Source organism: Stenotrophomonas sp. 86428_Sma (genome assembly GCF_056481585.1).
Genome location: NZ_CM151156.1, coordinates 2,237,015 through 2,262,348, shown reverse-complemented (window position 1 = coordinate 2,262,348; position 25,334 = coordinate 2,237,015). Strand labels below are relative to the sequence as shown.

Sequence of the window (25,334 nt, the reverse complement as noted above, 5' to 3'; positions counted from 1 at the left end):
ATGAGCGCGGTATCCGACGACATCACTGCCGATTTCATCATCGAGGCGCAGGAGATCCTGGATCGCCTCGGCGAACAGCTGGTGTCGCTGGAGCAGGCACCGCAGGACAGCGACCAGCTCAACGCGGTGTTCCGCGGCTACCACACGCTCAAGGGCGGCGCCGGCTTCCTCGGCGTCACCGCCATGGTAGAGCTGTGCCATGCCGCTGAAGAGGCGCTGGGCGCCGCACGTGCCGGCCAGGCCGTGCTGCAGGCCCACCACTTCGACGCGGCCCAGCAATCGCTGGACTACCTGCAGTCGATGCTGGACGCGGTTTCCTCCGGCACCGAGCCGGGCTATGCGCCGCCGGACCTGATCGCACAGTTCGACGTGCACGGCGGTGCCGTGGCTGCACCCGCCGCCGCAGCAGCACCCACCGCGGGTGGCAGCGACCTGATCACCGACGACGAATTCGAGGCTCTGCTCGACCAGCTGCATGGTGGCAACGCGCCGACCGCGGTCGCGCCAGCGAAGAAGGCCGACGACGGACTGATCAGCGAAGACGAGTTCGAAGCCCTGCTCGACCAGCTGCACGGTGGCGCGGCACCGGGCACCAAGCCTGCGGCCGTGGTGGCACCGGCACCGATCGCAGCGCCGCGCCCGGTCGCCGCACCGGCACCGGCGGCGAAGCCGGCCGCCAAGCCGCTGGCCGAGGCCGAACATACCGTGCGCGTGGACACCAAGCGCCTGGACGCGATCGTCAACCTGATCGGCGAACTGGTGCTGTCACGCAATCGGCTCAAGACCCTGCGTGCACGCCTGCGCGATGAAGAGCTGGACCGGGCCGTGTCCACTCTGGATATCGCCACCGCCCGCCTGCAGTCGGCAGTGATGCGCACCCGCATGCAGCCGGTGGGCAAGGTGTTCTCGCGCTTCCCCAAGGTTGCCCGCGACGTCGCCCGCTCGCTGAAGAAGGAAGTGGACCTGGAACTGATCGGCGCCGAGACCGAGCTCGACCGCAACCTGGTCGAAGCGCTGGCCGACCCGCTGGTGCACCTGGTCCGCAACGCCATCGACCATGGCGTGGAAATGCCCGACCTGCGCGAGGCACAGGGCAAGCCACGGATGGGCCATGTGCGCCTGTCGGCACAGCAGGAAGGCGACTACGTCAGCATCGAGGTGCAGGACGATGGCGCCGGCATCGACCCGGAAAAGCTGCGTGCCAAGGCGCGCGAGAAGGGCCTGATCGATCCGGAAGCCGCCGCCCGCCTGAGCAGCGAGGAGTGCCTGCACCTGGTGTTCCTGCCCGGCTTCTCGACCAAGCAGCAGGTCACCGACATCTCCGGTCGTGGCGTCGGCATGGACGTGGTGCAGTCACGCATCCGCGAACTGAGCGGCCAGATCCAGATCCAGTCGGAACTGGGCCGTGGCAGCCGCTTCCTGATCCGCGTGCCGCTGACCCTGGCGATCCTGCCGACCCTGCTGGTGCAGGCCGGCGAGGACGTCTATGCGCTGCCGCTGGCCCGCGTGATGGAAGTGCTGCACGCGCCGCGCACCTCGCTGGGCTGGTTCGATGGCCGTGCCGTGCTCGACCGCCGCTCGCACACGCTGCCGCTGGTCGATCTGCGCCAGTGGCTGGATGTGACGCCGGCCGCCTCGCCGCTGCTGACCATCGTGGTGCTGCAGGCTGGCGAAGCGCGCTTCGGGCTGGTCGTGGACCAGGTACGCGGGCGTGAGGAAGTGGTCATCAAGCCGCTGCCGAAAGCGCTGCGCGGCCTGCGCGGTTATGCCGGTGCAACCTTGATCGGCGATGGTCGCATGGCGCTGATCCTGGACGTGGACGGGCTGCGATGAACCCCGCCGGGCCATGCCCGGCGCCCCGAAAACTGTGACTACCGTCTGTACGCGATCTACCGGTGTCTCAAGTCCCATTCATACACGCCGATACCGGAACCATGGATAGACTCAGCCTCATTGGACTCTTTCTCGCCCTGGCCTCGCTGGTCGGCGGCAGCATCCTCAAGGGCGCCGGCCTGGCGTCGTTGTGGTCGCCTGCGGCGTTCGTGATCGTCATCGTCGGCACCGTCGCCGCGATCCTGCTGCACACCTCGCCGGCGGTGTTCAAGCATGCCTTCAAGATCGTGCGCTGGGTCGTGCGCCCGCCGCACAGCGATCGCCGCGAACTGATCCAGCAGATCGTCGAGTGGAGCAACATCGCCCGCCGCCAGGGCCTGCTGGGCCTGGAATCGCAGGTGGAAGCGCAGCAGGACCCATTCCTGCGCAAGGGCCTGCAGCTGCTGGTGGACGGCGTCGAGCCCGAATCGATGCGGCACATGCTGGAAATCGAACTGGGCAGCCAGGAACACCAGGACCAGGCCGGTGCCAAGGTCTTCGAAGCGATGGGCATCTATGCACCGACGCTGGGCATCATCGGTGCCGTGCTTGGCCTGATCGCGGTGATGAAGAACCTGGCCGACCCGAGCAAGCTTGGCCACGGCATCGCCGCAGCGTTCACCGCCACCATCTACGGCATCGCCTCGGCCAACCTGCTGTTCCTGCCGGTGGCCGCCAAGCTCAAGAGTGTGATCTCGCACAACACCCGCGACCGCGAAATGGTAATCGAAGGCCTGATCTCGATCGCCCAGGGCGAAAACCCGCGCAACATCGAAACCAACCTCTCCGGCTTCCTGCACTGACATGGCCCGCCGCAAGCACCACGAAGAACACGCCAACCACGAAGCATGGGCGATCCCCTATGCCGACCTGATGACGCTGCTGCTCGCCTTCTTCGTGGTCATGTACGCGATTTCCTCGGTGAACGAAGGCAAGTACCGGATCATGGCCGACGCGCTGACCGATGCCTTCGGGGGCGCGCCGCGCACGATCAATCCGGTACAGGTCGGCAACAAGCAGGTGCAGGGTGGCGGCTGGGACAGCCCTTCGGTGATCAAGTCCGGCACCAAGATCGGGCCCTCGGCGCCTGCGCCGTCGCACGACCCGACCCTGCTGCCGTCGATGGCCTCGCAGATGCGCATGCCTGTTTCGGTGCACAACCAGGAGCAGATCGCGCGCGCCGAGCGCCAGCTCAACAGCATCGCCGACCGCCTGACCGCCGCGCTCGCGCCGCTGATCGACCGCGGCATGATCAGCGTGCGCCGCACCGAGCTGTGGATCGAAGTCGAGATCAACAGCGACATCCTGTTCCCCACCGGCTCGGCGGCGCTGGACGTGCATGCGCGGCAGACCCTGGCCAGCCTGGCCGAGGTCCTGCGCGACGTACCCAACAGCGTGCGCGTGGAAGGCCACACCGACAACGTACCGATCGCCACCGCCACCTTCCCGTCGAACTGGGAACTGTCGGCCGGGCGCGCGGCCAGCGTGGTGCACCTGTTCGCCGACCAGGGCGTGCAGCCGTCGCGGCTGGCGATGGTCGGCTACGGCCAGTTCCGCCCGCGCGAAGAGAACGACAGCGCGCAGGGCCGCAACCGCAACCGCCGGGTGATGGTCATCATCCTGGCAGACACCTCGCACTCGGTGGACCCGCTCGGCCAGCGCCTGAACGCAGCCACCGGTGCCACCCGGAACACCGATACCGAACAAGCCGCGGCAACTCCGGCTACCGCCCCCACCTCCCCCATCGCACCGGTGAAGTTGCCGCCGGTGCCGGCTGGCAGCCGCGTCGGCGCCGCCGTTCCCCCGGCAATGAAGGAGTAATCCGATGCGCATCTGGGCAGTCGCCAACCAGAAGGGCGGAGTCGGCAAGACCACCACCACCCTCGCCCTCGGCCGCGGACTGGCCGCACTTGGCCATCGCGTGCTGTTGATCGACCTCGATCCGCACGCCTCGCTCAGCCGCGCGTTCGGCGTACCGGTGGACCCGCCGCCGGCTGGCGTGCTGGAGCTGTTCGGCGCCCCGCCCGCCGATCTTTCCAGCCTGTGCCATGCCAGCAGCATCCATGGCCTGGACTATGTCTGCGCACAGTCCGCGCTGGCCACGCTGGAACGCCGCAGCGCCAACCAGCCCGGCCTTGGCCTGGCACTGCAGAATGCGCTTGCGCGCCACCAGGGCCAGCACGACTACATCCTGCTGGACTGCGCGCCCACCCTCGGCCTGTTGATGATCAATGCGCTGGCCGCAGCCGATCGCCTGATCATCCCCACCCAGGCCGAGCCGCTGGCCCTGCATGGCCTGGACGGCATGGTCCGCACCGGCGAGATGGTCGAACGCTCGCGCCGCCGCCCGCTGCCGATCTCGATCCTGCCGACCCTGTTCGATCGACGCACCCGCGCCGGCAACGAGTCGCTGCGGACCATGCAGGACCGTCATGGCGCGCGCGTATGGGAAGACGCGATCCCGATCGATACCCGCATCAGCAATGCCGCCGGCCTGACCCTGCCGAGCGTTGGTGAGGATTACCCGGGCCGCGGCCTGGCCGCCTATCGCCGCGCGCTGAACTGGATCCTCGGCGAGGATGCCCGCGCCCTGGAGCAGGCCGCATGAACAGCACCGGTGTACTGGACGACTACCTGGACGAACTGCTGGGCGAAGCGATCGCCGCGGCACCACCGGCTGCACCGCCGCCGGCGAGCGACGAAGCGTCCCCGGCAATTGCAGCCGACGCCGAACGCGAGCCGACCTGGGATGACCTACCGGCCGAGGTGATCTACGAAACCGAGACCGTCGCCGCTGCGCCTGCCGTCGACAACGCCGCACTCGAAGCCGCCTTCGACGCGGCCGCAACGGCTGAGCGCGAACCCACCTGGGACGATCTGCCCGCCGAAGTGATCTACGAAACGGAGACTGTTGCTGCTGCAGCGGCAGAGGACGACGCAGCACTGGAGGCCGCCTTCGAGGCCGCCGCGATGCCTGTCGTCGCCCCCGAGCGCGAACCGACCTGGGATGACCTGCCTGACGAGGTGATCCACGAGACGGCCCCTGCTCCCGCCACCGCCAAGTCTGGCCCGGAACCTACATGGGACGACCTGCCGGACGAAGTGATCTACGAGACCGATCCGGCCGACAGCCATCGACTCGCCCACACCGACAGCCCCGGCCTGGAGGCCGCGTTCGAGGCCGCTGCCGGCGGCGAGGACGTTCCTGCGCCACCAGCGGCCGTGGTCGCAGCACCCGCTCCAGTTGCACACACCGGTGCCGCGCCGCCACCGCGCGTGGCCGTGGACGCGCCAGCAGGCAACCGCCCGAGCAGCTGGCAGGAGCTGCAGGCACAGGCACATCGGCCCGCCAGCAGCCCGCATCCGCAGAACCGACGCGCCGGCGAGCGCACCTCGCGCTGGCTGCGCCTGCGCTGCGGCACCCAGGCCTATGCACTGGAACTGCTGAAAGTGCAGGAAGTGGTGCTGCCAGTGCCGCTGCTGCCCTTGCGCGGCACTGCGCCGGCCATGCTGGGCATCATGAACCTGCGTGGCCAGGTGGTACCGGTGATGGACCTCGGCCTGCACCTGGGCGCCGCGGCCGCCGAAGACGACTCACAGACCCGCATCGTGGTGCTGGAAGAAGACGGCGAGACCATCGGCCTGCGCGTGTCGGCAGTGGAAGATGTCGCCAACCTCACCGACTCGCAGATCGAGCCGCCCGATACCGCGCGCATCTGCCAGATCTCCAACGACCTGTTCCGTGGCGTCGCCCGGGTCAGCCAGCGCCCGATGATCCTGCTGGATGCCACCCGGCTGTTGAGTTGAACGAAAAAAGGGGACGGAGGGGATTAAGTCGCAATCGACCAGGCTCTCCCGCAGCCACCCTCGGCAACGGCGACCACGCAGTGGGGACGTAAGGTATTGATCCAACGGATCAATGCCTTGCGTCCCCGACAGGCACCGCATCGGCGCAAAGCGCCGAGCCAGTTGCGACTTAATCCCCTCCGTCCCCTTTTCAACAGCGCCCGCATCGACGCACCGCGTCGATTCCCCTAAAGAACCCCACCGGGGTGCCGTTATGGATCACGGAACCGTTTGTCCGGAGCAACGATGAGCACTGTCGAACTGGGTGGGGATCTCGGCATCGAGAGCACCACCGAGCTCAAGAACCGCCTCGCCCCGCTGGTGGCGCAGGCAGGCGAGCTGACCCTGGATGCCAGCCAGGTCGCCCGCATCCACACGGCCGCCGTGCAGGTGCTGTGTGCGTTCGTGCAGGCCCGCCGCGAGGCAGGCCTCGGCACCGGCTTCCACGGTTGCACTGCAACCTTCCGTGACGCCGCGCGCCTGCTGGGCGTCACCCAGGCCCTGGGCCTGGACGTAACCCATGACAACCTGAAATCTGTGGAGAACGCTGCATGAGCGCACGTATCTTGGTGGTGGACGATTCGGCGTCAATGCGCCAGATGGTGTCCTTCGCCCTCACCTCGGCCGGTTTTGCCGTCGAAGAAGCTGAAGACGGCGCGGTCGCGCTCGGTCGCGCCAAGGGCCAGCGCTTCAATGCGGTAGTCACCGACGTCAACATGCCGAACATGGACGGCATCGCGCTGATCCGCGAACTGCGCCAGCTGCCGGACTACAAGTTCACGCCGCTGCTGATGCTGACCACCGAATCGGCCGCCGACAAGAAGTCCGAAGGCAAGGCCGCCGGTGCCACCGGCTGGCTGGTCAAGCCGTTCAATCCGGAACAGCTGGTCGCCACCGTGCAGAAAGTGCTGGGCTGATCGCCCGCCACCGCTCCCCCTCTTCGCTTCCGGACCACCACTGCCATGAGCATGGACCTGCAACGCTTCCACGCCACCTTCTTCGAGGAGAGCCGCGAAGGCCTCGACGCGATGGAGGCTGGCCTGCTGGCCCTGGAATCGGGGCAGCAGGACGCGGAGATCATCAATTCGGTGTTCCGCGCCGCCCACTCGATCAAGGGCGGCGCCGGCACCTTCGGCTTCGACGCGATCGCCGGCCTGACCCATGTGCTGGAAACGCTGCTCGATGAGCTGCGTGCCGGCAAGCGGGCGCTGGAAGGCCACGCCGTCGACGCCATGCTGTCCTCGGTGGACGTGCTGCGCGCCCTGCTGCGCGAAGCCGAACTCGGCCAGGCCGCCGATCCCGCCGCAGTTGCTGCGGTGAAGGCGCGCCTGGAGGCGGTTCTTTCCGGGGAGGCCGCAGCGAGCGCCCCCGCGGCCGCCGCAGCCAAGGTGGACGATACGCCGGAAGCCTGGCAGATCGGCTTCACCCCGGCGCCATCGCTGTTCATGAGCGGCAACGACCCGCTGCGCATCATCCGCGAACTGGAACATCTCGGTTCGCTGCAGGTCGCCGCGCGCATGGAACGCCTGCCCGGCTTCGCCCAGCTCGACCCGCTCGAGGCCCACCTGGCGTGGGACCTGGGTCTGGTCGGCAAGGTGCCGCGCAGCAAGATCGAAGACACCTTCGCCTGGGTGCTGGACGACTGCGAACTGGACATCCGTCCGGCTGCGCCGCCGAGCCTGGCCACCGAGGCACCTGCCACACCCGCCCCTTCCACACCGGCTGCCGTTGTACCGGCGGCACCCGCCGCCGCTGCCAGCAGCGCTGGCGGCCAGGAAGCCGAAACCTCGATCCGGGTCAGCGTCGACAAGGTCGATGCGCTGATCAACCTGGTCGGCGAACTGGTCATCACCCAGGCCATGCTCAAGCAGGTCTCGCACGCGCTGGACCCGGTCCACGCCGAGAGCCTGTTCGCCGGCCTGGACCAGCTTGAACGCAACACCCGCGACCTGCAGGAAGCGGTGATCGGCGTGCGCATGCTGCCGGTCGATGCGGTGTTCCGCCGCTTCCCGCGCCTGGTCCGCGACCTGTCCAGCCGCCTCGGCAAGCAGGTGCGCCTGCGCACCGTCGGCGAAGGCACCGAACTGGACAAGGGCCTGATCGAAAAGATCGCCGATCCGCTGGTGCACCTGGTGCGCAACTCGATCGACCACGGTCTGGAGATGCCCGACGTGCGACGTGATGCGGGCAAGGACGAGACCGGCACGATCACCCTGGCAGCCTCGCATCAGGGTGGCCATATCGTCATCGAAGTCAGCGACGACGGCCGCGGCCTGGACCGTGCCAAGATCCTGGCCAAGGCCACCGAACGCGGCCTGGCGGTGCCGGACAACCCGACCGATTCGCAGGTCTGGGACCTGATTTTCCAGCCGGGTTTCTCCACCGCCGATGCAGTCACCGACCTGTCCGGCCGTGGCGTCGGCATGGACGTGGTCCGCCGCAACATCCAGGCACTGGGGGGCGAGGTCCAGATCGAAAGCAGCCTCGGCGCTGGCACCCGCACGCTGATCCGGCTGCCGCTGACCCTGGCCATCCTCGACGGCATGACCGTGGCAGTGGCCGGTGAAACCCTGATCCTGCCGCTGGCTTATGTGCTTGAGGCCCTGCAGCCGCAGGCCGAGGACATCCGCAGCATGGCCGGCGAAGGCCGCGTGCTGCGCGTGCGTGGCGAGTATCTGCCGATCCTGTCGCTGAGCGAGTACTACGGCTACGGCAACCGCGCACCGGGCAGCGAATCGCTGGTGGTGGTGGTTGAAGGTGATGGCCAGAAGATTGCGCTGGAAGTGGACGAGCTGGTCGGTCAGCAGCAGGTGGTGGTGAAGAACATCGAGAACAACTACCGCCGCATCGGCGGGGTATCCGGTGCCACCATCCTTGGCGATGGCCGCGTGGCCCTGATCGTCGACATCGGCGGTCTGGTGCGTTCGCTGCGGATGCCGCAGGCCGCCTGATCCACGTTGCATGCGTGCACTGAGCCGCCGCCCTTCGGGGCGGCGGTTTTCGTTTGCGCGCACGGCCACGATCTGACCGCGCTCGCTTCGCCAGGCATACCGTGAACTCCGTCTGCACGAAGGTTTCGGGCGCAACCTTGCCGTTCAAGCGAAAGCCCTGTCATGGCGCCACTTTCGCGCCGCCGTCCCTACGCAACCGAATGTGATCTGCGTCCATAAAGTCCATCCGAACTGCGCCGCTATTTCGCTTTGACGGCCGTCACCGAACCCCCACCGGGCACCACCGTTCGCTCTGCAACCACCCCCAGCCGACGCAACGACGCCGGCGCCCTGCCCACCTGGAGCACCCTGCATGAAGTGGTTCCACGATCTGCCCATCGCCCGCAAGCTGGCCGTGGGGTTCACCCTCACCACCTTGATGACCCTCGTCCTCGGCGCATTCGCACTGCTGCGGCTCAACGAGGCCAACAAGCAACTGGGCGAGATGGCCAGCAACGATATTCCCTCGGTGCAGCATCTCGGCGAGGCGCGCTCGCAACTCGGCGAGTTCCGCACCTACGAGCTGGCTCTGTTGAGCATGCTCGACCAGCCTGACAAGGTGGCCGACTACTACAAGCGCATGGACGGCACCGCCAAGGCCGTACATGACGAACTGGCTGCCTACTCGGCACTGCCGGCCCTGGCCAAGGAGCGCGAGCTGTACGCTGCGGCCAACGTACAGCTGGACCGCTACTTCGCTGCCAACAAGGCCATGCGCGAAGCCGTCGCGGCAGGCGACGGCACCTTGGCGCGGCAGATCTCCGACGAACAGTCGCGCCCGGCCCGCCGTGACCTGTTCGCTGCGATGAAGACCCTCGGCACCCATATCGCCGGCCTGATGGATGCCAAGATCGCCGATGCAAATGCCACCCACCGCGCCAGCATGATCGCCATCATCGGCTGCATCGTGCTGCTGTCGCTGGTGGCGGCCGCGCTGGCGACGATCATCTCGCGCGCCGTCACCGGCCCGCTCGGCAAGGCCGTGCACGCGATCCAGGCCGTTGCCCGTGGCGATCTCAGCGTCAGCACCCAGGCCACCAGCAAGGACGAAGCCGGCAAGATGCTGGCCGCCACTACCGAAATGACCGCGATGCTGCGCCGCTTCTCCGAGCAGACCCAGCTGATGGCGCAGATGCACGCCGGTCCAGACATCAGCCACCGCATTCCGGAAGACTTCCCGGGCGTCTATGGGCAGCTGGCCAGCGGTATCAACACGGTCATTTTCGAACATCTCGACGCGATCCGCGACGCCATCGACGTGCTCAACCAGTACGCCACCGGCAACCTCACCCCGGACGCACGCCGCCTGCCCGGCAGCCGCGCGATCCTGCACGAGTCGATGGATGCGGCCAAGGCCAGCCTGCTGGCCATCAACACGCAGATCCAGCAGCTGGCCAGTGCCGCCGCCGCAGGCGACTTCAGCCAGCGCGGTGATGCGCAGCGTTTCGATCACGATTTCCGCGTGATGATCGAGCAGCTCAACAGCATGATGCAGGTCGCCGACGGCAACCTCGGCCAGCTCTCGCAGCTGCTGCAGTCGATCGCCGCCGGCGACCTGACCGCGCGCATGGACGGCCAGTTCAACGGCGTGTTCGCACGCATGCGTGACGACGCCAACACCACCGTCACCCAGCTGACCCAGATCGTCGGCCAGATCCAGGCCAGCGCGTCCAGCATCACCCTCGCCGCTGGCGAGATCGCCTCAGGCAACAGCGACCTGTCGCGCCGTACCGAGCAGCAGGCCGCCAATCTGGAAGAAACCGCCGCGTCGATGGAGGAACTGACCTCCACCGTGCGCCAGAACGCCGAGCACGCCCGCCAGGCCAATCAGCTCGCCATCGGCGCACATGGCGTCGCCTCGCAGGGCGGTGAAGTGGTCGGCCAGGTGGTCACGACCATGTCGGCCATCGAAGCCTCGTCGAAGAAGATCGCTGAGATCATCTCGGTCATCGACGGAATCGCCTTCCAGACCAACATCCTGGCGTTGAATGCTGCAGTGGAAGCTGCCCGCGCAGGTGAACAGGGCCGTGGCTTCGCCGTGGTCGCCAGCGAAGTGCGCACCCTCGCCCAGCGCTCGGCTGCGGCCGCCAAGGAGATCAAGGGCCTGATCGACGACTCCGTCGGCAAGGTCGCCGAAGGCTCCAGCCTGGTGCACCAGGCCGGCAGCACCATGGGCGAGATCGTCGCCTCGGTGCAGCGCGTGACCGACATCATGGCCGAGATCTCCGCCGCCTCGCAGGAGCAGTCGGCCGGCATCGAGCAGGTCAACCAGACCGTGGTGCAGATGGACGAAACCACCCAGCAGAATGCGGCGCTGGTGGAAGAAGCCACCGCCGCTGCACGTGCAATGGAAGACCAGGCCGTGCAGCTGGGTGAAGCCGTGGCCCGCTTCCGGCTGGCATCACAGGGCACGACGGCCATCCCGGCACGCCCACTGGCGGCACCGGTACCGCGCCAGGTCGCAGCCGCCGCACCGGCCGCAAAGCCGGTCCCGGCGCGTACGCTGCGCACCGCGACGGCCCAGCCGGCGCTGGCCGCAGACGGCGACTGGCAGGAGTTCTGATGTACCCGGGGTCGGATCCCTTTCCTTCGGGAAAGGGATCCGACCCCTGACGCATGGAAAGTGATGCAATTCTCACTTCATAATCGGGCACAGTGGCCGATATCCCCATTGAGCCTCGCGCCAACGCGTGCTGGCGCCCGCCCCCGACCGTAGATTCCATGTCCGACGGCAACGACACTGCAGTGCATGATGTCCACGCGGCTGATGCCGCTGACGAACGTTTCCTGGTCCGTAATCCGCGCCAGCTGCGGCAGCTGTTGCGATCGCTGATCGACCAGCGATCACTGATCAATGCGCATATCGACGGCCGCGACCGCTCGTTCCCGACCGCGCTGCTTGAACTCGACGAGGACGACGACACCCTGCTGCTCGATGGCAGCCCGCAGGAGGCGTCCAACCGCGCCGCCGAACAGGCCGACCATCTGCTGTGCTTTGCCCAGCTCGAACGCGTGCTGGTACGGTTCCGCCTGCAGGCACTGCAGCGTGTGGACAACGACGGCCACGTCGCCTTCCGTGCCCCTCTGCCGATTGAACTGGTCCATCTGCAACGACGTGAGATGTACCGGCTGGAAACGCCAGTCACCGATTCGCCCCAGCTGCTGATCCCCGCCGGCGAGAGCCGTGCCGAAGCGCTCTCGATGCGGGTGGTGGACATCAGCGGCGGCGGCCTGGCGGTGGCCGTACCTACCGACTGCGCGGTGTTCAGCCTGCAGAAGCGCTACCCGGCGATGCTGTCGCTGCCCGACGGCCCCGACCTGGAGATCGAGCTGGTCGTCTGCAACCTGCTGCCGCAGCGCCAACCCAATGGCATCGAGATCAAGCGCGTGGGCATGCGCTTCGACATCCTGCCGCGTGGCGCCGACAGTGCCATCCAGCGCTACATCTTCCGCATCGACCGCCAGCGCAAGGCGCGCCGCAACGGCGAGCTGTAAGGCCTCCCGACCGGTAGTGCCGGCCGCTGGCCGGCAATGACCGTATCCACATTGTTGCCAGGTTGCCGGCCAGCGCCCGGCACTAGCGCTTCCCGTGTAGATCCACGCCATGCGCGGATGCCCCCATCTTCCCCGGTAGATCCACGCCATGCGTGGATGCCTTCCCCCGGCACCTAAAGTCCCCCGACGAGGGGCCGATATCGAGCCTGACACCGGGACTTCCGGCAGAACCAGGACCCCTCGATGAACGACAAGACCAGCTCCGCCGCCAGCGCCGGTGGCGAATTCCTCAGCTTCACCCTCGGTGCCGAGCACTACGGCGTGGACATCCTCAAGGTCCAGGAAATCCGCGGCTATGACGCGGTCACCCGGGTCCCGGATGCACCGGACTACATCAAGGGCGTGATCAACCTGCGCGGCACCATCGTCCCGGTGATCGACCTGCGCCTGAAGCTGCGCCTGGACGATGCCCGCTACGACGCCTTCACCGTGATGATCGTGCTGAACGTCGACGACCGCGTGGTCGGCATCGTCGTCGACAGCGTCTCGGACGTGATCCCGCTGTCGGCCGAGCAGATCCGCCCGACCCCGGAATTCGGCGCCGCCGTCGATACCCGCTTCATCTCCGGCATCGGCACGCAGGACGACCGCATGCTGATCCTGCTCGACATCGAGACCCTGCTGGACAGCGCCGACATGGGCCAGGCCAGCGTCGTTGAAGACGCCGCTGCCTGATCGAACGGACCTGCTTCACGTTCTGGTCACAAAACCCTTCAGTTCCCTCCGGCAGTGCCGATAGGGGGACAGAAGCCGGTCGCGCAGGAGCGCGCAGAACCGGAACGACCATCACCATCCCCGGAGATACACCTCGATGAAGTCCCTGCTTGCGTTCGTTTCGGCCGCTGTCCTGGCCACCACTGCGTCCTCCGCTTTCGCCCAGTCGGCCGACATGATCCCGCCGGAACTGGCACCGCGCTCGGTCGGCAAGGACGGCATGGTCTGCGGCAAGGTCGAGAAGGCCCGCTACGCAGAAGGTTCCGAAGGCCAGCCGACCTTCCTGTACATGGGCGGCGCCTTCCCGCGCCACACCTTCTCGGCCCGCATCGCTGGCGAGAACCGCGGCAAGTTCTCCTTCCCGCTGGAAACCCTGGAAGGCAAGACCGTCTGCGTGATCGGCAAGATCCAGCGCGACGCCTCGCGCGCCGAAATCGAAGTCAGCTCGCCGGCCGGCCTGAAGCTGGCCAACATCAAGTAATCCGCTGTCCGTCGAACCACGCCGGACCTGGTGCCGGCGTGGTTTCTGCTGCAACCGGGCCCGATGCCCGGGCGCGTCTGCCTTAGGAGCTCGCAACGCCCATGCCGTGGATCAACAACCTGAAACTGATGCCGAAGCTGCTGCTGACCTTCGGTGTCCTCCTGCTGGTGATGCTGCTGCAGGGTATCGTCGCCTATCGCGGCCTGCACTCGCTGAACAACGTCACCACCGAGCTGGCGGGTTCTCGCATGGAGAGCATCCGCATGGCCGGCGAGATGCGCGGCATGCTGGGTGAATACCGCAACGCCGCCTACCAGCAGCTGATCCGCGCCAGTGACGACGTCAAGGCTGATGCACGCAAGCAGACCGTCGAGCTGCGTACCAGCATGGACAAGTCGATCAAGGACTATCCGAAGCTGGTCGACAACGCACAGCAGAAGAAGCTGTTCGACACCTTCGCCAAGGAATGGAAGGACGCCCTGGCCTCCTATGACAGCGTCACCGAGATGCTGGAACTGGACCTGCCGGACGACGCCATCGATACCTTCGTCGGCGAGACCCGCACCAAGCACCGCAAGGCCGCTTCGGCGCTGGAAGCGCTGATCGCCGAAGACAACCGCCTCGCCCGCGCCTCGCGCGAAGAGGCCGAATCCACCTACTCCGCCTCGGCCGTGCTGACCGTGATCGCTCTGCTGGGCGGCGCCGCACTCGGCCTGGTGCTTGTCTGGCTGTTTGCCCGGGCCCTGGTCGGCAGCGTGCGCGGCGCCGTCTCGGTTGCCAACGATGTGGCCGGCGGCAAGCTCGATGGCCACATCGACGTCAGCCGCCAGGACGAAGTGGGCGAACTGATGCAGGCGATGCAGCGCATGCAGCGCGACCTGCGCGAGCGCACCGAAACCGACCAGGCCATCGCCCGCGAGAACCTGCGCATCCGCACCGCGCTGGACTACAGCTCCACCGGCGTGTACCTGACCGACACCAGCAATACCATCGTCTACACCAATCGCGCCCTGCAGCAGACCCTGAGCCAGTACCAGGACGACGTGCGCCGCGACCTGCCGGACTTCGACGCGCAGGCCTCGCTGATCGGCAAGCCGGTCACTGTGCTGGAGCATCGCGGCGAGATGGACCAGACCCTGCTGGGCAACCTGAAGGCACACGGCGTCGCCCGTCGCCCGATGCAGTACGGCGATGCCCAGTTCGCCCAGGTGGTTTCCACCATCCGCAATGAAGGCGGCGACACCGTCGGCTACGTGGTGGAATGGCGCGACCGCACCCAGGAAGCGCAGGTGGAAGCCGAAGTGGCCCGCGTGATCGCCCAGGCCGCTGCCGGCGACCTGTCCGGCCGCATCGATTCCAGCGACAAGGAAGGCTTCTTCCTGCAGCTGGCCCAGCAGATCAACGGCCTGCTCGACGCCAACGCCGGCAGCATCGAACAGATCTCCGGCCTGCTCGCCGCACTGTCGCAGGGTGACCTGACCGTGCGCATGCACGGTGACTACCAGGGCGTGTTCGCCCGTATGCGAGACGACGCCAACGCGACCGCCGCGCAGCTGAGCGAGATCGTCACCCGCATCAAGCAGTCCAGCCGCGCGATCAGCTCGGCCGCCGGCGAGATCGCCTCGGGCAACAGTGACCTGTCGCGCCGCACCGAGCAGCAGGCCGCCAACCTGGAAGAAACCGCCGCCTCGATGGAGGAGCTGACCTCCACCGTGCGCCAGAACGCCGAACACGCCCGCCAGGCCAATCAGCTCGCCATCGGCGCGCATGGCGTCGCCTCGCAGGGCGGTGAAGTGGTCGGCCAGGTGGTCACCACCATGTCGGCCATCGAAGCCTCGTCGAAGAAGATCGCCGAGATCATCTCGGTCATCGACGGCATCGCCTTCCAGACCAACATCCTGGCGTTGAACGCCGCAGTGGAAGCCGCGCGTGCCGGTGAACAGGGCCGTGGCTTCGCCGTGGTCGCCAGCGAAGTGCGTACTCTCGCCCAGCGCTCGGCCGCTGCCGCGAAGGAGATCAAGGGCCTGATCGACGACTCCGTCGGCAAGGTCAATGACGGCTCGGCGCTGGTGCACAAGGCCGGCGCGACCATGGGCGAGATCGTCGCATCGGTGCAGCGCGTGACCGACATCATGGCCGAGATCTCCGCGGCTTCGCAGGAACAGAGTGCTGGCATCGAGCAGGTCAACCAGACCGTGGTGCAGATGGACGAAACCACCCAGCAGAACGCCGCGCTGGTGGAAGAAGCCACCGCCGCCGCACGCGCAATGGAAGAACAGGCCGGTCACCTCAGCGAGGCCGTGTCGATCTTCGTGGTGGATGAAGCCGAAACCGTGGTTGCCCCGCGCATCGCCGCTGCCCCGGCCCCGCGTGCTGCCGCACCGGCCGCACCGGCCCCGGTCGCCTCGCCGGCCCGCCGCACCGCCGGTGGTCGCCCCATGGCCACCGAACTGGCCGATGGAGACTGGCAGGAGTTCTGATGCCTGCCTGACCTGACTTACGAGAACGCCCTGGCCCTGCGCTGGGGCGTTTTTGTTTACGGGGTATCTGGATATCCAGCCAACGGCGAAGCCCCTCGGGGTGGTCGCGGTAGGCGCGTGGCTACTGAGGGTTGGCCGGGAGGGTGGGCTGCGCAGGGGCCGCTGCAAGTACGTCCATGTAAGCTCGGTCGCCGCATCCATGCGGCTCACGCCCCTGCGCAGCCCACCCTCCCGGCCACGGACAGTTTCCGTGCGCGTCCACCCCGGATTGAAGAAAGAAGAGCAAGAGCAACAGCACCGCTTCCGGGTTCAGATTCGCTTTCCGCAGGAAAACGGATCTGCCCCCTCTTCCCACCTGGAAACCCAACGCTCTTGCCGTCCGTCACAGGAATGCCGAGAGGGCTGGGTCGGGGTGGGCTGGCGGGACCGTTGGCGCCATGGATGGCGCCATCGAGCCCCCAAGGGTGAGGGCGCTTTGCTTGCGAAGCACTGCTTCGCAAGCGCCCGAACGCCCAGCCGCCAGCGGCTGGGCCGGACCGCGGAGCGGGGTTTACGGCGTGTCCCGCCAGCCCACCCCGATCCAGCCACCCACTGAAAATTCAGAGCCGACCAACCGCCGTTGCTGTTGCTGTTGCTGTTGCTGTTGCTTCAAAAGCCTGCCGCAGGCAGCGCCGCAGCCGCCGCTGCAAGGAAACCTGAATACGTTCGGACACCGCACCTCAATCCCCCGCCCGCGCGGCCGATAACGGGGTTGTCACCGCTTGTCCCGCTGTGACCGGCACGGCGCCGCCCGCCCGCTTCGACCTGGTCCTGCTCGATGAATCTCATGCATCGCTGGCAACACTACTTCAGCAACCTCTCCGTCCGGCGCAAGCTCAACCTGCTGACGCTGCTCATCGCGCTTGGCGTGATCGCGCTCTCGGTGATCGCCGCCCGCATGCAGTACCTCGACCTGACCGAGACCCGCAAGACCGCGCTGAAGACCCAGGTCGAACTCAGCTACGGCATCCTCCAGCACTACCATCGCCTGGCCGGTACCGGCGAGCTCAGCGAGGACGCTGCCAAGGCCGCTGCCCTGCAGGCCCTGGAAGTGATGCGCGCCGATAACGATGCCTACTACTTCAACATCTACGACACCGGCTACCGCCTGCTGATGCACCCGTTCCGCAAGGACCTGGTCGGCAAGGACATGAAGGATTTCCGCACCGACGACGGCGTGCGCATCTACTACGACCAGGTGGAAGCAGCCAAGGCCGGTGGCGGCTTCGTCAACTACCGCTGGGCCAAGCCCGGCAGCAAGGGCGAGGTCGAGAAGGTGGCTTACGCCGGCCTGTTCGCGCCCTGGAACTGGGTGGTCAGCAGTGGCGTCTACATGGACGACGTGCAGAAGCAGGCACTGGTGTTCACCGCCATCATGGCCGTCTCCGGTGGCGTGCTGGTACTGATCGTGCTGGCCCTGAGCTGGCTCATCGGCAACCGCATCGCCGTACCGCTGAAGCAGGCAACGGCCGTCGCCGAGGGTATCGCCCGCGGCAAGCTGGACAGCCACATCGGCCCGCAGCCGCATGACGAGACCGGCCGCCTGCTGGACGCCATGTCCGGCATGCAGCAGCAGCTGCACGCGGTGATCAGCGGCCAGCGCGAGATGGCGCGTCGCCACGACGGCGGCGAACTGAGCTACCGCATCGATGCCAGCGCCTTCCCCGGCGAGTACGGGCTGATGGTGCAGGAAACCAATGCCCTGGTCGGCGGCCACGTGCAGACCCTGCACGATGTGCTGGACGTGGTGCAGCAGTACGCGGTGGGCGATCTGAGCCGCGACGTCGCGCGCTACCCCGGCGAGAAGGCCGCGATGACCACCACCGTCGACACGGTCAAGGCCAACCTCGGCCGCATCAACGCCGAGATCAAGCAGCTGGCCAGTGCCGCCGCCGCAGGCGACTTCAGCCGCCGTGGCGACGCGCAGCGCTTCGATCACGATTTCCGCCTGATGCTGGAAAACCTCAACGCGATGATGGCGGTCAGCGATGACAACCTCGGCAAGCTCTCGCAGCTGCTGTCGGCCATCGCCGAAGGCGACCTGACCGCGCGCATGCACGGCGACTACCAGGGCGTGTTCGCACGCATGCGGGACGACGCCAACACCACCGTCACCCAGCTGACCCAGATCGTCGGCCAGATCCAGGCCAGCGCGTCCAGCATCACCCTCGCCGCCGGCGAGATCGCCTCGGGCAACAGTGACCTGTCGCGCCGTACCGAGCAGCAAGCCGCCAACCTGGAAGAAACCGCCGCGTCGATGGAGGAGCTGACCTCCACCGTGCGCCAGAACGCCGAGCACGCCCGCCAGGCCAATCAGCTGGCGATCGGCGCGCAGGGTGTTGCTTCTCAAGGCGGCAGCGTGGTCGGCCAGGTGGTCAACACCATGTCGGCCATCGAAGCCTCGTCGAAGAAGATCGCCGAGATCATCTCGGTCATCGACGGCATCGCCTTCCAGACCAACATCCTGGCGCTGAACGCCGCAGTGGAAGCCGCACGTGCCGGCGAACAGGGCCGTGGCTTCGCCGTGGTCGCCAGCGAAGTGCGTACCCTCGCCCAGCGCTCGGCCGCCGCGGCCAAGGAGATCAAGGGCCTGATCGATGATTCGGTCGGCAAGGTCGCCGAAGGCTCCAGCCTGGTGCACCAGGCCGGCAGCACCATGGGCGAGATCGTCGCCTCGGTGCAGCGCGTGACCGACATCATGGCCGAGATCTCCGCGGCTTCGCAGGAGCAGTCGGCCGGCATCGAGCAGGTCAACCAGACCGTGGTGCAGATGGACGAAACCACCCAGCAGAATGCTGCGCTGGTGGAAGAAGCCACCGCCGCCGCACGTGCGATGGAAGAACAGGCTGGCCAGCTGGCCGACGCCGTGGCGATCTTCCGCCTGGACAACCAGGTCTCGGCCGCGATGAAGGCAGTGGCCGCGCGTGTCGAGCCGGTGCATGTCGCCGCCGCCGTGGCGCGTCCGCGGCCGGCTCCGACGCCAGCACCGGTTCGCCGCACCGGCAGCAACGCCAACACCTTCGTCGCCAGCGACAGCGACTGGCAGGAATTCTGAGACCCACCCGCGGCGGCTTCGGCCGCCGCCTCTGCCGATGGACACGTCCCCCGTGCAAAGTCCTACTCCCATCGTCACCGGCCCGCGCGAATTCGAGTTCGCCGACCGTGATTTCCGCCGCGTCTGCGACCTGATCTACCAGCGCGTGGGCATTGCCCTTGCCCCGGCAAAGCGCGACATGGTCTATGGCCGCCTGTCGCGCCGCCTGCGCACGCTGGGCATGCGCAGCTTCCAGCAGTATCTGGACCATCTAGAGCAGGAAGACGGTGACGAGTGGCAGGCGTTCACCAACGCACTGACCACCAACCTGACCTCGTTCTTCCGTGAGCCGCACCACTTCGACAAGCTGCGCGAGGAGCTGCAGCAGCGCTCCAGCCGCACGCCGCTGCTGCTGTGGTCGTGCGCCGCCTCCACCGGCGAAGAGCCCTACTCGATGGCGATCACCGCCTGCGAAGCCTTCGGCACCCTGAAGCCACCGGTACGCATCATCGCCACCGACGTCGATACCCAGGTGCTGGCCACGGCCAGCCGTGGCGTCTACAACATCGACCGCGTCACCAGCCTCGATCCGGATCTGCGCCGTCGCTACTTCCAACGCGGCAGCGGCCCCAACGAGGGCCAGTGCCGCGTGCTGCCGGCGCTGCGCGAGCTGATCGAGTTCCGCCCGTTGAACCTGCTTGCCCCGCGCTACGACGTCGGCGGCCCGTTCGACGCACTGTTCTGCCGCAACGTGATGATCTACTTCGACAAGCCGACCCAGCGCGCGATCCTCGGCCGGCTGGTACAGCACCTGGCCGACGACGGCCTGTTGTATACCGGCCACTCGGAGAACTACCTGCACGCCGCCGACCTGATCCAGCCCTGCGGACGCACCCTGTACCGCCGTGCGGCAAAGGCAGGCGCATGAACGCATCGCTGCGCACCGATGATGTGATGCGCTACCAGGACGCGCGCTTCAAGACCATTGCGGCAAAGCTGCTGCCGACCCAGTACCTGGTGGTCGACGACACCACCGCGCTGACCACGACGCTGGGCTCCTGCGTGGCCGCCTGCCTGCGCGACCCGGTGCTGAAGATCGGCGGCATGAACCATTTCCTGTTGCCCGAGGGCAACGCCGGCGACGGCGCGCCCGCGCGTTACGGCAGCTACGCGATGGAACTGCTGATCAACGACATGCTCAAGCGTGGCGCGCACCGCAAACGCATCGAAGCCAAGGTGTTCGGCGGTGCCAACGTGCTGAAGGGTTTCACCAGCAACCCGGTCGGTACCCGCAACGCCGAGTTCGTGCGCCAGTACCTGCAGGCCGAGCACATCCCGATCATTGCCGAGGACCTGTGCGGCATCCATCCGCGCAAGATCTGGTTCTTCGCCGATACTGGCCGCGTGGTAGTGCAGCGCCTGCCGCATGCCCATGAGGCCGAAGTGGCCGCGACCGAATCGGCGGTGCGTGCACGCCTGTCCAAGGCCCCGGTCACCGGCGGCGTGGAGCTGTTCGAATGACCCTGACCGGCAACGCCCCCTGCCGGGTCCTGATCGTCGACGACTCCGCCGTCGTGCGCCAGATGCTCACGGAAATCCTGTCCAGCGATCCCGCCATTGACGTGGTCGGCACCGCCGCCGACCCGCTGCTGGCGCGCGAGAAGATCAAGCGTCTGGCCCCGGACGTGATCACGCTGGACGTGGAAATGCCGCGCATGGACGGCCTGGCGTTCCTGGAAAACCTGATGCGCCTGCACCCGCTGCCGGTGGTGATGATCTCCTCGCTGACCGAGCGCGGCGCCGACACCACCCTGCAGGCACTGGCGCTGGGCGCGGTGGACTTCGTCTCCAAGCCGAAACTGGACGTGGCGCGCGGCCTGCAGGCCTACGCCGACGAGATCATCGCCAAAGTGAAGATGGCGGCGCGTTCGCGTATGCGCCCGCTGGTGCGCACGGCCCTGCCCAAACTGACACTGGACGCCGCCCCGGCGATGCGTGCCGCCACGCCGCAGTTCCGCACCACCGACCGCCTGATCGCAATCGGCTCGTCGGCCGGTGGCACCGAGGCCCTGCGCGTGGTGCTGGAAGGCATGCCCGCCGACGGCCCGGCCGTGGTGATGACCCAGCACCTGCCGGCCAGCTTCAGCACGGCTTTCGCCGAAAGACTGGATCGCCATTCCGCCATGGCAGTGCGTGAGGCCAGCGACGGTGAAGCGGTGCTGCCCGGCCACGCTTACCTGCCACCGGGTGGCAAGCACCTGCGCATTATCCGCGACGGTGCGCGCTGGCGCTGCCGGGTCGACGACGGCCCGGCCGTGAACCGGCACAAGCCCGCGGTGGATGTGCTGTTCCGCTCGGTCGCGCAGAACGCCGGCGGCAACGCCATCGGTGCCATTCTCACCGGCATGGGCGATGACGGTGCGCGCGGCCTGCTGGAGATGCGCCAGGCCGGCGCACCGACACTGGTGCAGGACGAGGCCAGCAGCGTGGTCTGGGGCATGCCCGGTGCCGCGTTCAAGCTCGGCGCCGCCGAGGAGCAGGTGCCGCTGGAACGGATTGCCGAGCGGTTGCTGGCCCTGGCCCGCGGCTGATTGCGCGCCCCGGCTCAAGGACTCCGCTTGCAGTAGATCCACGCCATGCGTGGATGCCGTTGTAGAGTCGAGCCATGCTCGACTCATCGCGCATCGCACGAACAGCAGCCAAGCATGGACTCGGTGCTACAGGCCATCAGGCAACAAAAAAAAACCGGCTTTCACCGGGGGTCCTTCGTTTCAACGGGTTGCCGGCCAGCGGCCGGCACTACCATGCGTCGTCGGCCCACAAAAAAACCCCCGGCGCGAGCCGGGGGCTTTTCGTTACCGCATCAGGCGGCGACCGTCTTGGCCACGTCCTGGTATTCCTCGATCTGGTCGAAGTTCATGTAGCGGTAGATCTCCGCACCATTGGCGTTGATCACGCCGATGTCCGCCATGTACTCCTCCTTGGTCGGGATGCGGCCCAGACGCGAGCAGATCGCCGCCAGTTCCGCCGAACCCAGGTACACGTTGGTGTTGCGGCCCAGGCGGTTCGGGAAGTTGCGGGTCGAGGTCGACATCGCGGTGGAACCTTCGCGGATCTGCGCCTGGTTGCCCATGCACAGCGAGCAGCCCGGCATTTCCATGCGTGCACCGGTGGCGCCGAAGGTGCCGTACACGCCTTCCTTGGTCAGCTCCGAGGCATCCATCTTGGTCGGCGGGGCCACCCACAGGCGGGTCGGCAGGTCACGCTTGCCTTCCAGCAGCTTGGCAGCGGCGCGGAAGTGACCGATGTTGGTCATGCACGAACCGATGAACACTTCGTCGATCTTGGCGCCGGCCACTTCGGACAGGGTCTTCACGTCGTCCGGGTCGTTCGGGCAGGCCACGATCGGCTCGTGGATGTCGGCCAGGTCGATCTCGATGACGGCAGCGTATTCGGCATCGGCATCCGGCTCCAGCAGCTCCGGGTTGGCCAGCCACGCTTCCATCTTCTCGATACGGCGCTGCAGCGAACGCGGGTCCTGGTAACCCTCGGCGATCATCCACTTCAGCAGCGTGATGTTGCTGTTGAGGTACTCGATGATCGGTTCCTTGTTCAGGCGCACCGAGCAACCGGCCGCCGAACGCTCGGCCGAGGCGTCGGACAGTTCGAACGCCTGTTCGACCTTCAGCTCCGGCAGGCCTTCGATTTCCAGGATGCGACCGGAGAAGATGTTCTTCTTGCCAGCCTTGGCCACGGTCAGCAGGCCCGACTTGATCGCGTACAGCGGGATCGCGTTGACCAGGTCGCGCAGGGTCACGCCCGGCTGCATCTTGCCCTTGAAGCGCACCAGCACCGACTCCGGCATGTCCAGCGGCATCACGCCGGTGGCAGCGGCGAAGGCGACCAGGCCCGAACCGGCCGGGAACGAAATGCCGACCGGGAAACGGGTGTGCGAGTCACCACCGGTACCGACGGTATCCGGCAGCAGCATGCGGTTGAGCCAGCTGTGGATCACGCCGTCGCCGGGGCGCAGCGAGACGCCGCCACGGGTGGAGATGAACTCCGGCAGGGTGTGGTGGGTCTTCACGTCCACCGGCTTCGGGTAAGCGGCGGTGTGGCAGAACGACTGCATCACCAGGTCGGCCGAGAAGCCCAGGCAGGCCAGGTCCTTCAGCTCGTCACGGGTCATCGGGCCGGTGGTGTCCTGCGAGCCGACCGAGGTCATCTTCGGTTCGCAGTAGGTGCCCGGGCGCATGCCCTGGCCTTCCGGCAGGCCACAGGCGCGGCCGACCATCTTCTGCGCCAGCGAGAAGCCCTTGCCGGTATCGACCGGCTGCACCGGCAGGCGGAACAGGTCGGTCGGGGCCAGGCCCAGCGCTTCACGCGCCTTGCCGGTCAGGCCACGGCCGATGATCAGCGGAATGCGGCCACCGGCGCGCACTTCGTCGAACAGCACTTCGGACTTGACCTGGAACTCGGCGATCACTTCACCGTTCTTCAGCGCCTTGCCTTCGTACGGACGCAGCTCGACCACATCGCCGTGCTCCATCTTCGACACGTCCAGCTCAATCGGCAGTGCACCGGCATCTTCCATGGTGTTGTAGAAGATCGGGGCGATCTTCGAACCCAGGCAGACGCCACCGGCGCGCTTGTTCGGGATGAACGGAATGTCATCGCCGGTCCACCACAGCACGCTGTTGGTGGCCGACTTGCGCGAGGAACCGGTGCCGACCACGTCGCCCACGTACGCGACCAGGTGACCCTTGTCCTTCAGGTCGAGGATCTGCTGGATCGGGCCGCGCTTGCCGTCTTCTTCCGGGGTGAACGGCGCGTCGTCGCGCTTGTTCTTCAGCATCGCCAGGGCGTGCATCGGGATGTCCGGGCGAGTGGTCGCGTCCGGCGCCGGCGACAGGTCGTCGGTGTTGGTTTCGCCCGGCACCTTGAACACGGTGACGGTCAGGCTCTGCGGCACTTCCGGGTTGCTGGTGAACCACTCGGCGTCGGCCCAGCTCTGCAGCACGGCCTGGGCGTTGGCGTTGCCCGCCTTGGCCTTTTCCTGCACATCGTGGAAGGCATCAAATACCAGCAGAGTCTTCTTCAGACCGTTGGCGGCGATGGTGCCGACGCTGGCGTCGTCCAGCAGCTGCACCAGCGGGGCAACGTTGTAACCGCCGAGCATGGTGCCCAGCAGTTCGGTGGCGCGCTCACGGCTGATCAGCGGGTTCTGCTCGCTGCCCAGGGCGATTGCCGCCAGGTACGAGGCCTTGACCTTGGCCGCGTCATCGACGCCGGCCGGCACGCGGTGGGTCAGCAGGTCGAGCAGGAACTCGGCCTCGCCCTGCGGCGGGTTCTTCAGCAGTTCGATGACATCGGCCGTCTGCTGCGCGCTCAGCGGCAGCGGCGGGATGCCAAGCGCAGCGCGCTCGGCGACGTGGTGGCGGTAGGCTTCCAACATGACAACTCCCGGGTAATGCGTAGGTTGAAAAAACAAAATGGGCTCAGGCTTGCGGCACGATCAGCTTCAGGCCCTTGAAGTAGTCGCGGTAAAACGTGTCGTTCCAGGTGATCAGGCCATCGCACTGCAGCAGTGCGTGGGCGCCGACCATGAATTCGTCCAGGCTGCGGCGGCTGCCGCTGCGCTGGCGGTGGCGGCGGTGCATCTCGCCGGCGCGCAGCGCCGACTTGGCTTCCATCGGGTTGAAGTGCACGCCCATTTCTTCCAGCGCTTCGAGCACCTCGGCACCGCCACGCAGCGATGCGCAGACCTCGGCCAGGGTCGCGCCGCAGACCACCACACGGCCACCGACCAGGCTCTGCCTGAGGATGGCTTCCACGGCATCGGCCTGCGGGCCATTGCTGAGCAGCTCGACCAGCACCGGAGAGTCGACGGCGATCATCACGGCTTATTCCTCGTCACGCACCGCGCGTACCGCTGCGTCGGACGATTCGAAACCGTCCAGCGCGAACTTGCCGCGCGCCCGTGAAATGGCATCGTCAACACTCTTGCGCAGGATGATGCGGCTGCCGTCCAGCTCGACCTTCAGCAGCGTGCCCTTGGTCAGGCCGAGGGCATCACGCACCGCCTTGGGCAGGGTGATCTGTCCGCGTTCTGCAACAGTGGCTTCCATCGGTAGGCCCTCCAGAGTATGCACAAATTATACATACTTCCCCGGGCATACTTCCACCCTGAACAGGACCGGCAACCCGCCAGCCCTTGCCTCGCAAAGGATCGGCCACAAACGTGACATACGCCATACACCTTCCCCTGTAGTCTGGAACCGATGCCGCAGGCCGGAACCCGGCCCGGGTGAATCCATTCAGTT

19 protein-coding genes and 1 pseudogene are annotated in these 25,334 nt (G+C 67.0%); 17 read left to right on the top strand and 3 right to left on the bottom strand.

Annotated elements, in window-relative coordinates:
• The 17 genes and pseudogenes from ACZK3J_RS10395 (at position 1) to ACZK3J_RS10315 (ending at position 21,602) form a co-directional block, all read left to right on the top strand.
• Positions 1 to 1,833, top strand: coding sequence for a chemotaxis protein CheA (locus ACZK3J_RS10395; RefSeq protein WP_049401174.1), 1,833 nt, complete (start codon positions 1 to 3; stop codon positions 1,831 to 1,833).
• Positions 1,834 to 1,934: 101 nt separating this feature from the next.
• Positions 1,935 to 2,675, top strand: a complete 741-nt coding sequence (locus ACZK3J_RS10390) for a flagellar motor protein (RefSeq protein WP_010482457.1) — start codon at positions 1,935 to 1,937, stop codon at positions 2,673 to 2,675.
• A gap of 1 nt (position 2,676) precedes the next feature.
• Positions 2,677 to 3,693 (top strand): flagellar motor protein MotD, encoded by a 1,017-nt coding sequence (motD, locus tag ACZK3J_RS10385; RefSeq protein ID WP_032129222.1) that lies wholly within the window; start codon positions 2,677 to 2,679, stop codon positions 3,691 to 3,693.
• Positions 3,694 to 3,697: 4 nt separating this feature from the next.
• Positions 3,698 to 4,480, top strand: a complete 783-nt coding sequence (locus ACZK3J_RS10380; protein WP_071229213.1) for a ParA family protein — start codon at positions 3,698 to 3,700, stop codon at positions 4,478 to 4,480.
• Complete coding sequence (locus tag ACZK3J_RS10375) at positions 4,477 to 5,679, top strand: chemotaxis protein CheW (RefSeq protein ID WP_478476878.1); 1,203 nt, start codon at positions 4,477 to 4,479, stop codon at positions 5,677 to 5,679. Before ACZK3J_RS10380 ends, ACZK3J_RS10375 begins: the two co-directional genes overlap by 4 nt.
• Before the next feature lie 285 nt (positions 5,680 to 5,964).
• A complete protein-coding gene (locus ACZK3J_RS10370) occupies positions 5,965 to 6,273 on the top strand; it encodes an STAS domain-containing protein (protein WP_014037092.1) in 309 nt (102 codons plus the stop codon).
• A complete protein-coding gene (locus ACZK3J_RS10365) occupies positions 6,270 to 6,635 on the top strand; it encodes a response regulator (protein WP_005409521.1) in 366 nt (121 codons plus the stop codon). The genes ACZK3J_RS10370 and ACZK3J_RS10365 overlap by 4 nt, the downstream gene beginning before the upstream one ends.
• A gap of 45 nt (positions 6,636 to 6,680) precedes the next feature.
• Complete coding sequence (locus tag ACZK3J_RS10360; protein ID WP_478476876.1) at positions 6,681 to 8,669, top strand: chemotaxis protein CheA; 1,989 nt, start codon at positions 6,681 to 6,683, stop codon at positions 8,667 to 8,669.
• 352 nt (positions 8,670 to 9,021) lie between these two features.
• Positions 9,022 to 11,271: a methyl-accepting chemotaxis protein gene (locus ACZK3J_RS10355; protein WP_478476875.1), complete on the top strand. Its 2,250-nt coding sequence runs from the start codon at positions 9,022 to 9,024 to the stop codon at positions 11,269 to 11,271.
• A 158-nt stretch (positions 11,272 to 11,429) separates the two neighbouring features.
• Positions 11,430 to 12,203, top strand: a complete 774-nt coding sequence (locus tag ACZK3J_RS10350) for a flagellar brake protein (RefSeq protein ID WP_049401200.1) — start codon at positions 11,430 to 11,432, stop codon at positions 12,201 to 12,203.
• A gap of 243 nt (positions 12,204 to 12,446) precedes the next feature.
• Positions 12,447 to 12,938: a chemotaxis protein CheW gene (locus ACZK3J_RS10345; RefSeq protein ID WP_049401162.1), complete on the top strand. Its 492-nt coding sequence runs from the start codon at positions 12,447 to 12,449 to the stop codon at positions 12,936 to 12,938.
• 136 nt (positions 12,939 to 13,074) lie between these two features.
• A complete protein-coding gene (locus ACZK3J_RS10340; protein WP_006442858.1) occupies positions 13,075 to 13,458 on the top strand; it encodes a hypothetical protein in 384 nt (127 codons plus the stop codon).
• A gap of 101 nt (positions 13,459 to 13,559) precedes the next feature.
• A pseudogene (locus ACZK3J_RS10335) lies at positions 13,560 to 15,774 on the top strand (methyl-accepting chemotaxis protein); the annotation flags it as partial.
• Positions 15,775 to 16,755: 981 nt separating this feature from the next.
• The gene (locus ACZK3J_RS10330; protein WP_121503193.1) at positions 16,756 to 19,032 is read left to right on the top strand and encodes a methyl-accepting chemotaxis protein; all 2,277 of its coding nucleotides are present in this window, start codon (positions 16,756 to 16,758) and stop codon (positions 19,030 to 19,032) included.
• Between the two features lie 37 nt (positions 19,033 to 19,069).
• Positions 19,070 to 19,939: a CheR family methyltransferase gene (locus tag ACZK3J_RS10325; protein ID WP_049399443.1), complete on the top strand. Its 870-nt coding sequence runs from the start codon at positions 19,070 to 19,072 to the stop codon at positions 19,937 to 19,939.
• Positions 19,936 to 20,532: a chemoreceptor glutamine deamidase CheD gene (cheD, locus tag ACZK3J_RS10320; RefSeq protein WP_008264676.1), complete on the top strand. Its 597-nt coding sequence runs from the start codon at positions 19,936 to 19,938 to the stop codon at positions 20,530 to 20,532. Before ACZK3J_RS10325 ends, cheD begins: the two co-directional genes overlap by 4 nt.
• Entirely contained in the window at positions 20,529 to 21,602 is a 1,074-nt protein-coding gene (locus ACZK3J_RS10315; protein ID WP_478476874.1) for a protein-glutamate methylesterase/protein-glutamine glutaminase, read from the top strand. Before cheD ends, ACZK3J_RS10315 begins: the two co-directional genes overlap by 4 nt.
• Before the next feature lie 272 nt (positions 21,603 to 21,874).
• Here the strand turns inward: ACZK3J_RS10315 and acnB are convergent, their stop codons facing one another.
• The 3 genes from acnB to ACZK3J_RS10300 are packed head-to-tail and all read right to left on the bottom strand — an operon-like array spanning position 21,875 to position 25,139.
• The gene (gene acnB, locus ACZK3J_RS10310; protein WP_049463414.1) at positions 21,875 to 24,466 is read right to left on the bottom strand and encodes a bifunctional aconitate hydratase 2/2-methylisocitrate dehydratase; all 2,592 of its coding nucleotides are present in this window, start codon (positions 24,464 to 24,466) and stop codon (positions 21,875 to 21,877) included.
• Positions 24,467 to 24,509: 43 nt separating this feature from the next.
• Positions 24,510 to 24,908 (bottom strand): type II toxin-antitoxin system VapC family toxin, encoded by a 399-nt coding sequence (locus ACZK3J_RS10305; RefSeq protein ID WP_008267153.1) that lies wholly within the window; start codon positions 24,906 to 24,908, stop codon positions 24,510 to 24,512.
• Between the two features lie 6 nt (positions 24,909 to 24,914).
• Positions 24,915 to 25,139: an AbrB/MazE/SpoVT family DNA-binding domain-containing protein gene (locus tag ACZK3J_RS10300; protein WP_005409505.1), complete on the bottom strand. Its 225-nt coding sequence runs from the start codon at positions 25,137 to 25,139 to the stop codon at positions 24,915 to 24,917.
• Positions 25,140 to 25,334 lie beyond the last annotated feature (195 nt).

Coding starts and splice junctions, on each gene's coding strand:
- ACZK3J_RS10395 (WP_049401174.1), top strand. CDS start 1: ATGAGCGCGGTATCCGACGACATCACTGCCGATTTCATCATCGAGGCG.
- ACZK3J_RS10390 (WP_010482457.1), top strand. CDS start 1,935: ATGGATAGACTCAGCCTCATTGGACTCTTTCTCGCCCTGGCCTCGCTG.
- motD (WP_032129222.1), top strand. CDS start 2,677: ATGGCCCGCCGCAAGCACCACGAAGAACACGCCAACCACGAAGCATGG.
- ACZK3J_RS10380 (WP_071229213.1), top strand. CDS start 3,698: ATGCGCATCTGGGCAGTCGCCAACCAGAAGGGCGGAGTCGGCAAGACC.
- ACZK3J_RS10375 (WP_478476878.1), top strand. CDS start 4,477: ATGAACAGCACCGGTGTACTGGACGACTACCTGGACGAACTGCTGGGC.
- ACZK3J_RS10370 (WP_014037092.1), top strand. CDS start 5,965: ATGAGCACTGTCGAACTGGGTGGGGATCTCGGCATCGAGAGCACCACC.
- ACZK3J_RS10365 (WP_005409521.1), top strand. CDS start 6,270: ATGAGCGCACGTATCTTGGTGGTGGACGATTCGGCGTCAATGCGCCAG.
- ACZK3J_RS10360 (WP_478476876.1), top strand. CDS start 6,681: ATGAGCATGGACCTGCAACGCTTCCACGCCACCTTCTTCGAGGAGAGC.
- ACZK3J_RS10355 (WP_478476875.1), top strand. CDS start 9,022: ATGAAGTGGTTCCACGATCTGCCCATCGCCCGCAAGCTGGCCGTGGGG.
- ACZK3J_RS10350 (WP_049401200.1), top strand. CDS start 11,430: ATGTCCGACGGCAACGACACTGCAGTGCATGATGTCCACGCGGCTGAT.
- ACZK3J_RS10345 (WP_049401162.1), top strand. CDS start 12,447: ATGAACGACAAGACCAGCTCCGCCGCCAGCGCCGGTGGCGAATTCCTC.
- ACZK3J_RS10340 (WP_006442858.1), top strand. CDS start 13,075: ATGAAGTCCCTGCTTGCGTTCGTTTCGGCCGCTGTCCTGGCCACCACT.
- ACZK3J_RS10330 (WP_121503193.1), top strand. CDS start 16,756: ATGAATCTCATGCATCGCTGGCAACACTACTTCAGCAACCTCTCCGTC.
- ACZK3J_RS10325 (WP_049399443.1), top strand. CDS start 19,070: ATGGACACGTCCCCCGTGCAAAGTCCTACTCCCATCGTCACCGGCCCG.
- cheD (WP_008264676.1), top strand. CDS start 19,936: ATGAACGCATCGCTGCGCACCGATGATGTGATGCGCTACCAGGACGCG.
- ACZK3J_RS10315 (WP_478476874.1), top strand. CDS start 20,529: ATGACCCTGACCGGCAACGCCCCCTGCCGGGTCCTGATCGTCGACGAC.
- acnB (WP_049463414.1), bottom strand. CDS start 24,466: ATGTTGGAAGCCTACCGCCACCACGTCGCCGAGCGCGCTGCGCTTGGC.
- ACZK3J_RS10305 (WP_008267153.1), bottom strand. CDS start 24,908: ATGATCGCCGTCGACTCTCCGGTGCTGGTCGAGCTGCTCAGCAATGGC.
- ACZK3J_RS10300 (WP_005409505.1), bottom strand. CDS start 25,139: ATGGAAGCCACTGTTGCAGAACGCGGACAGATCACCCTGCCCAAGGCG.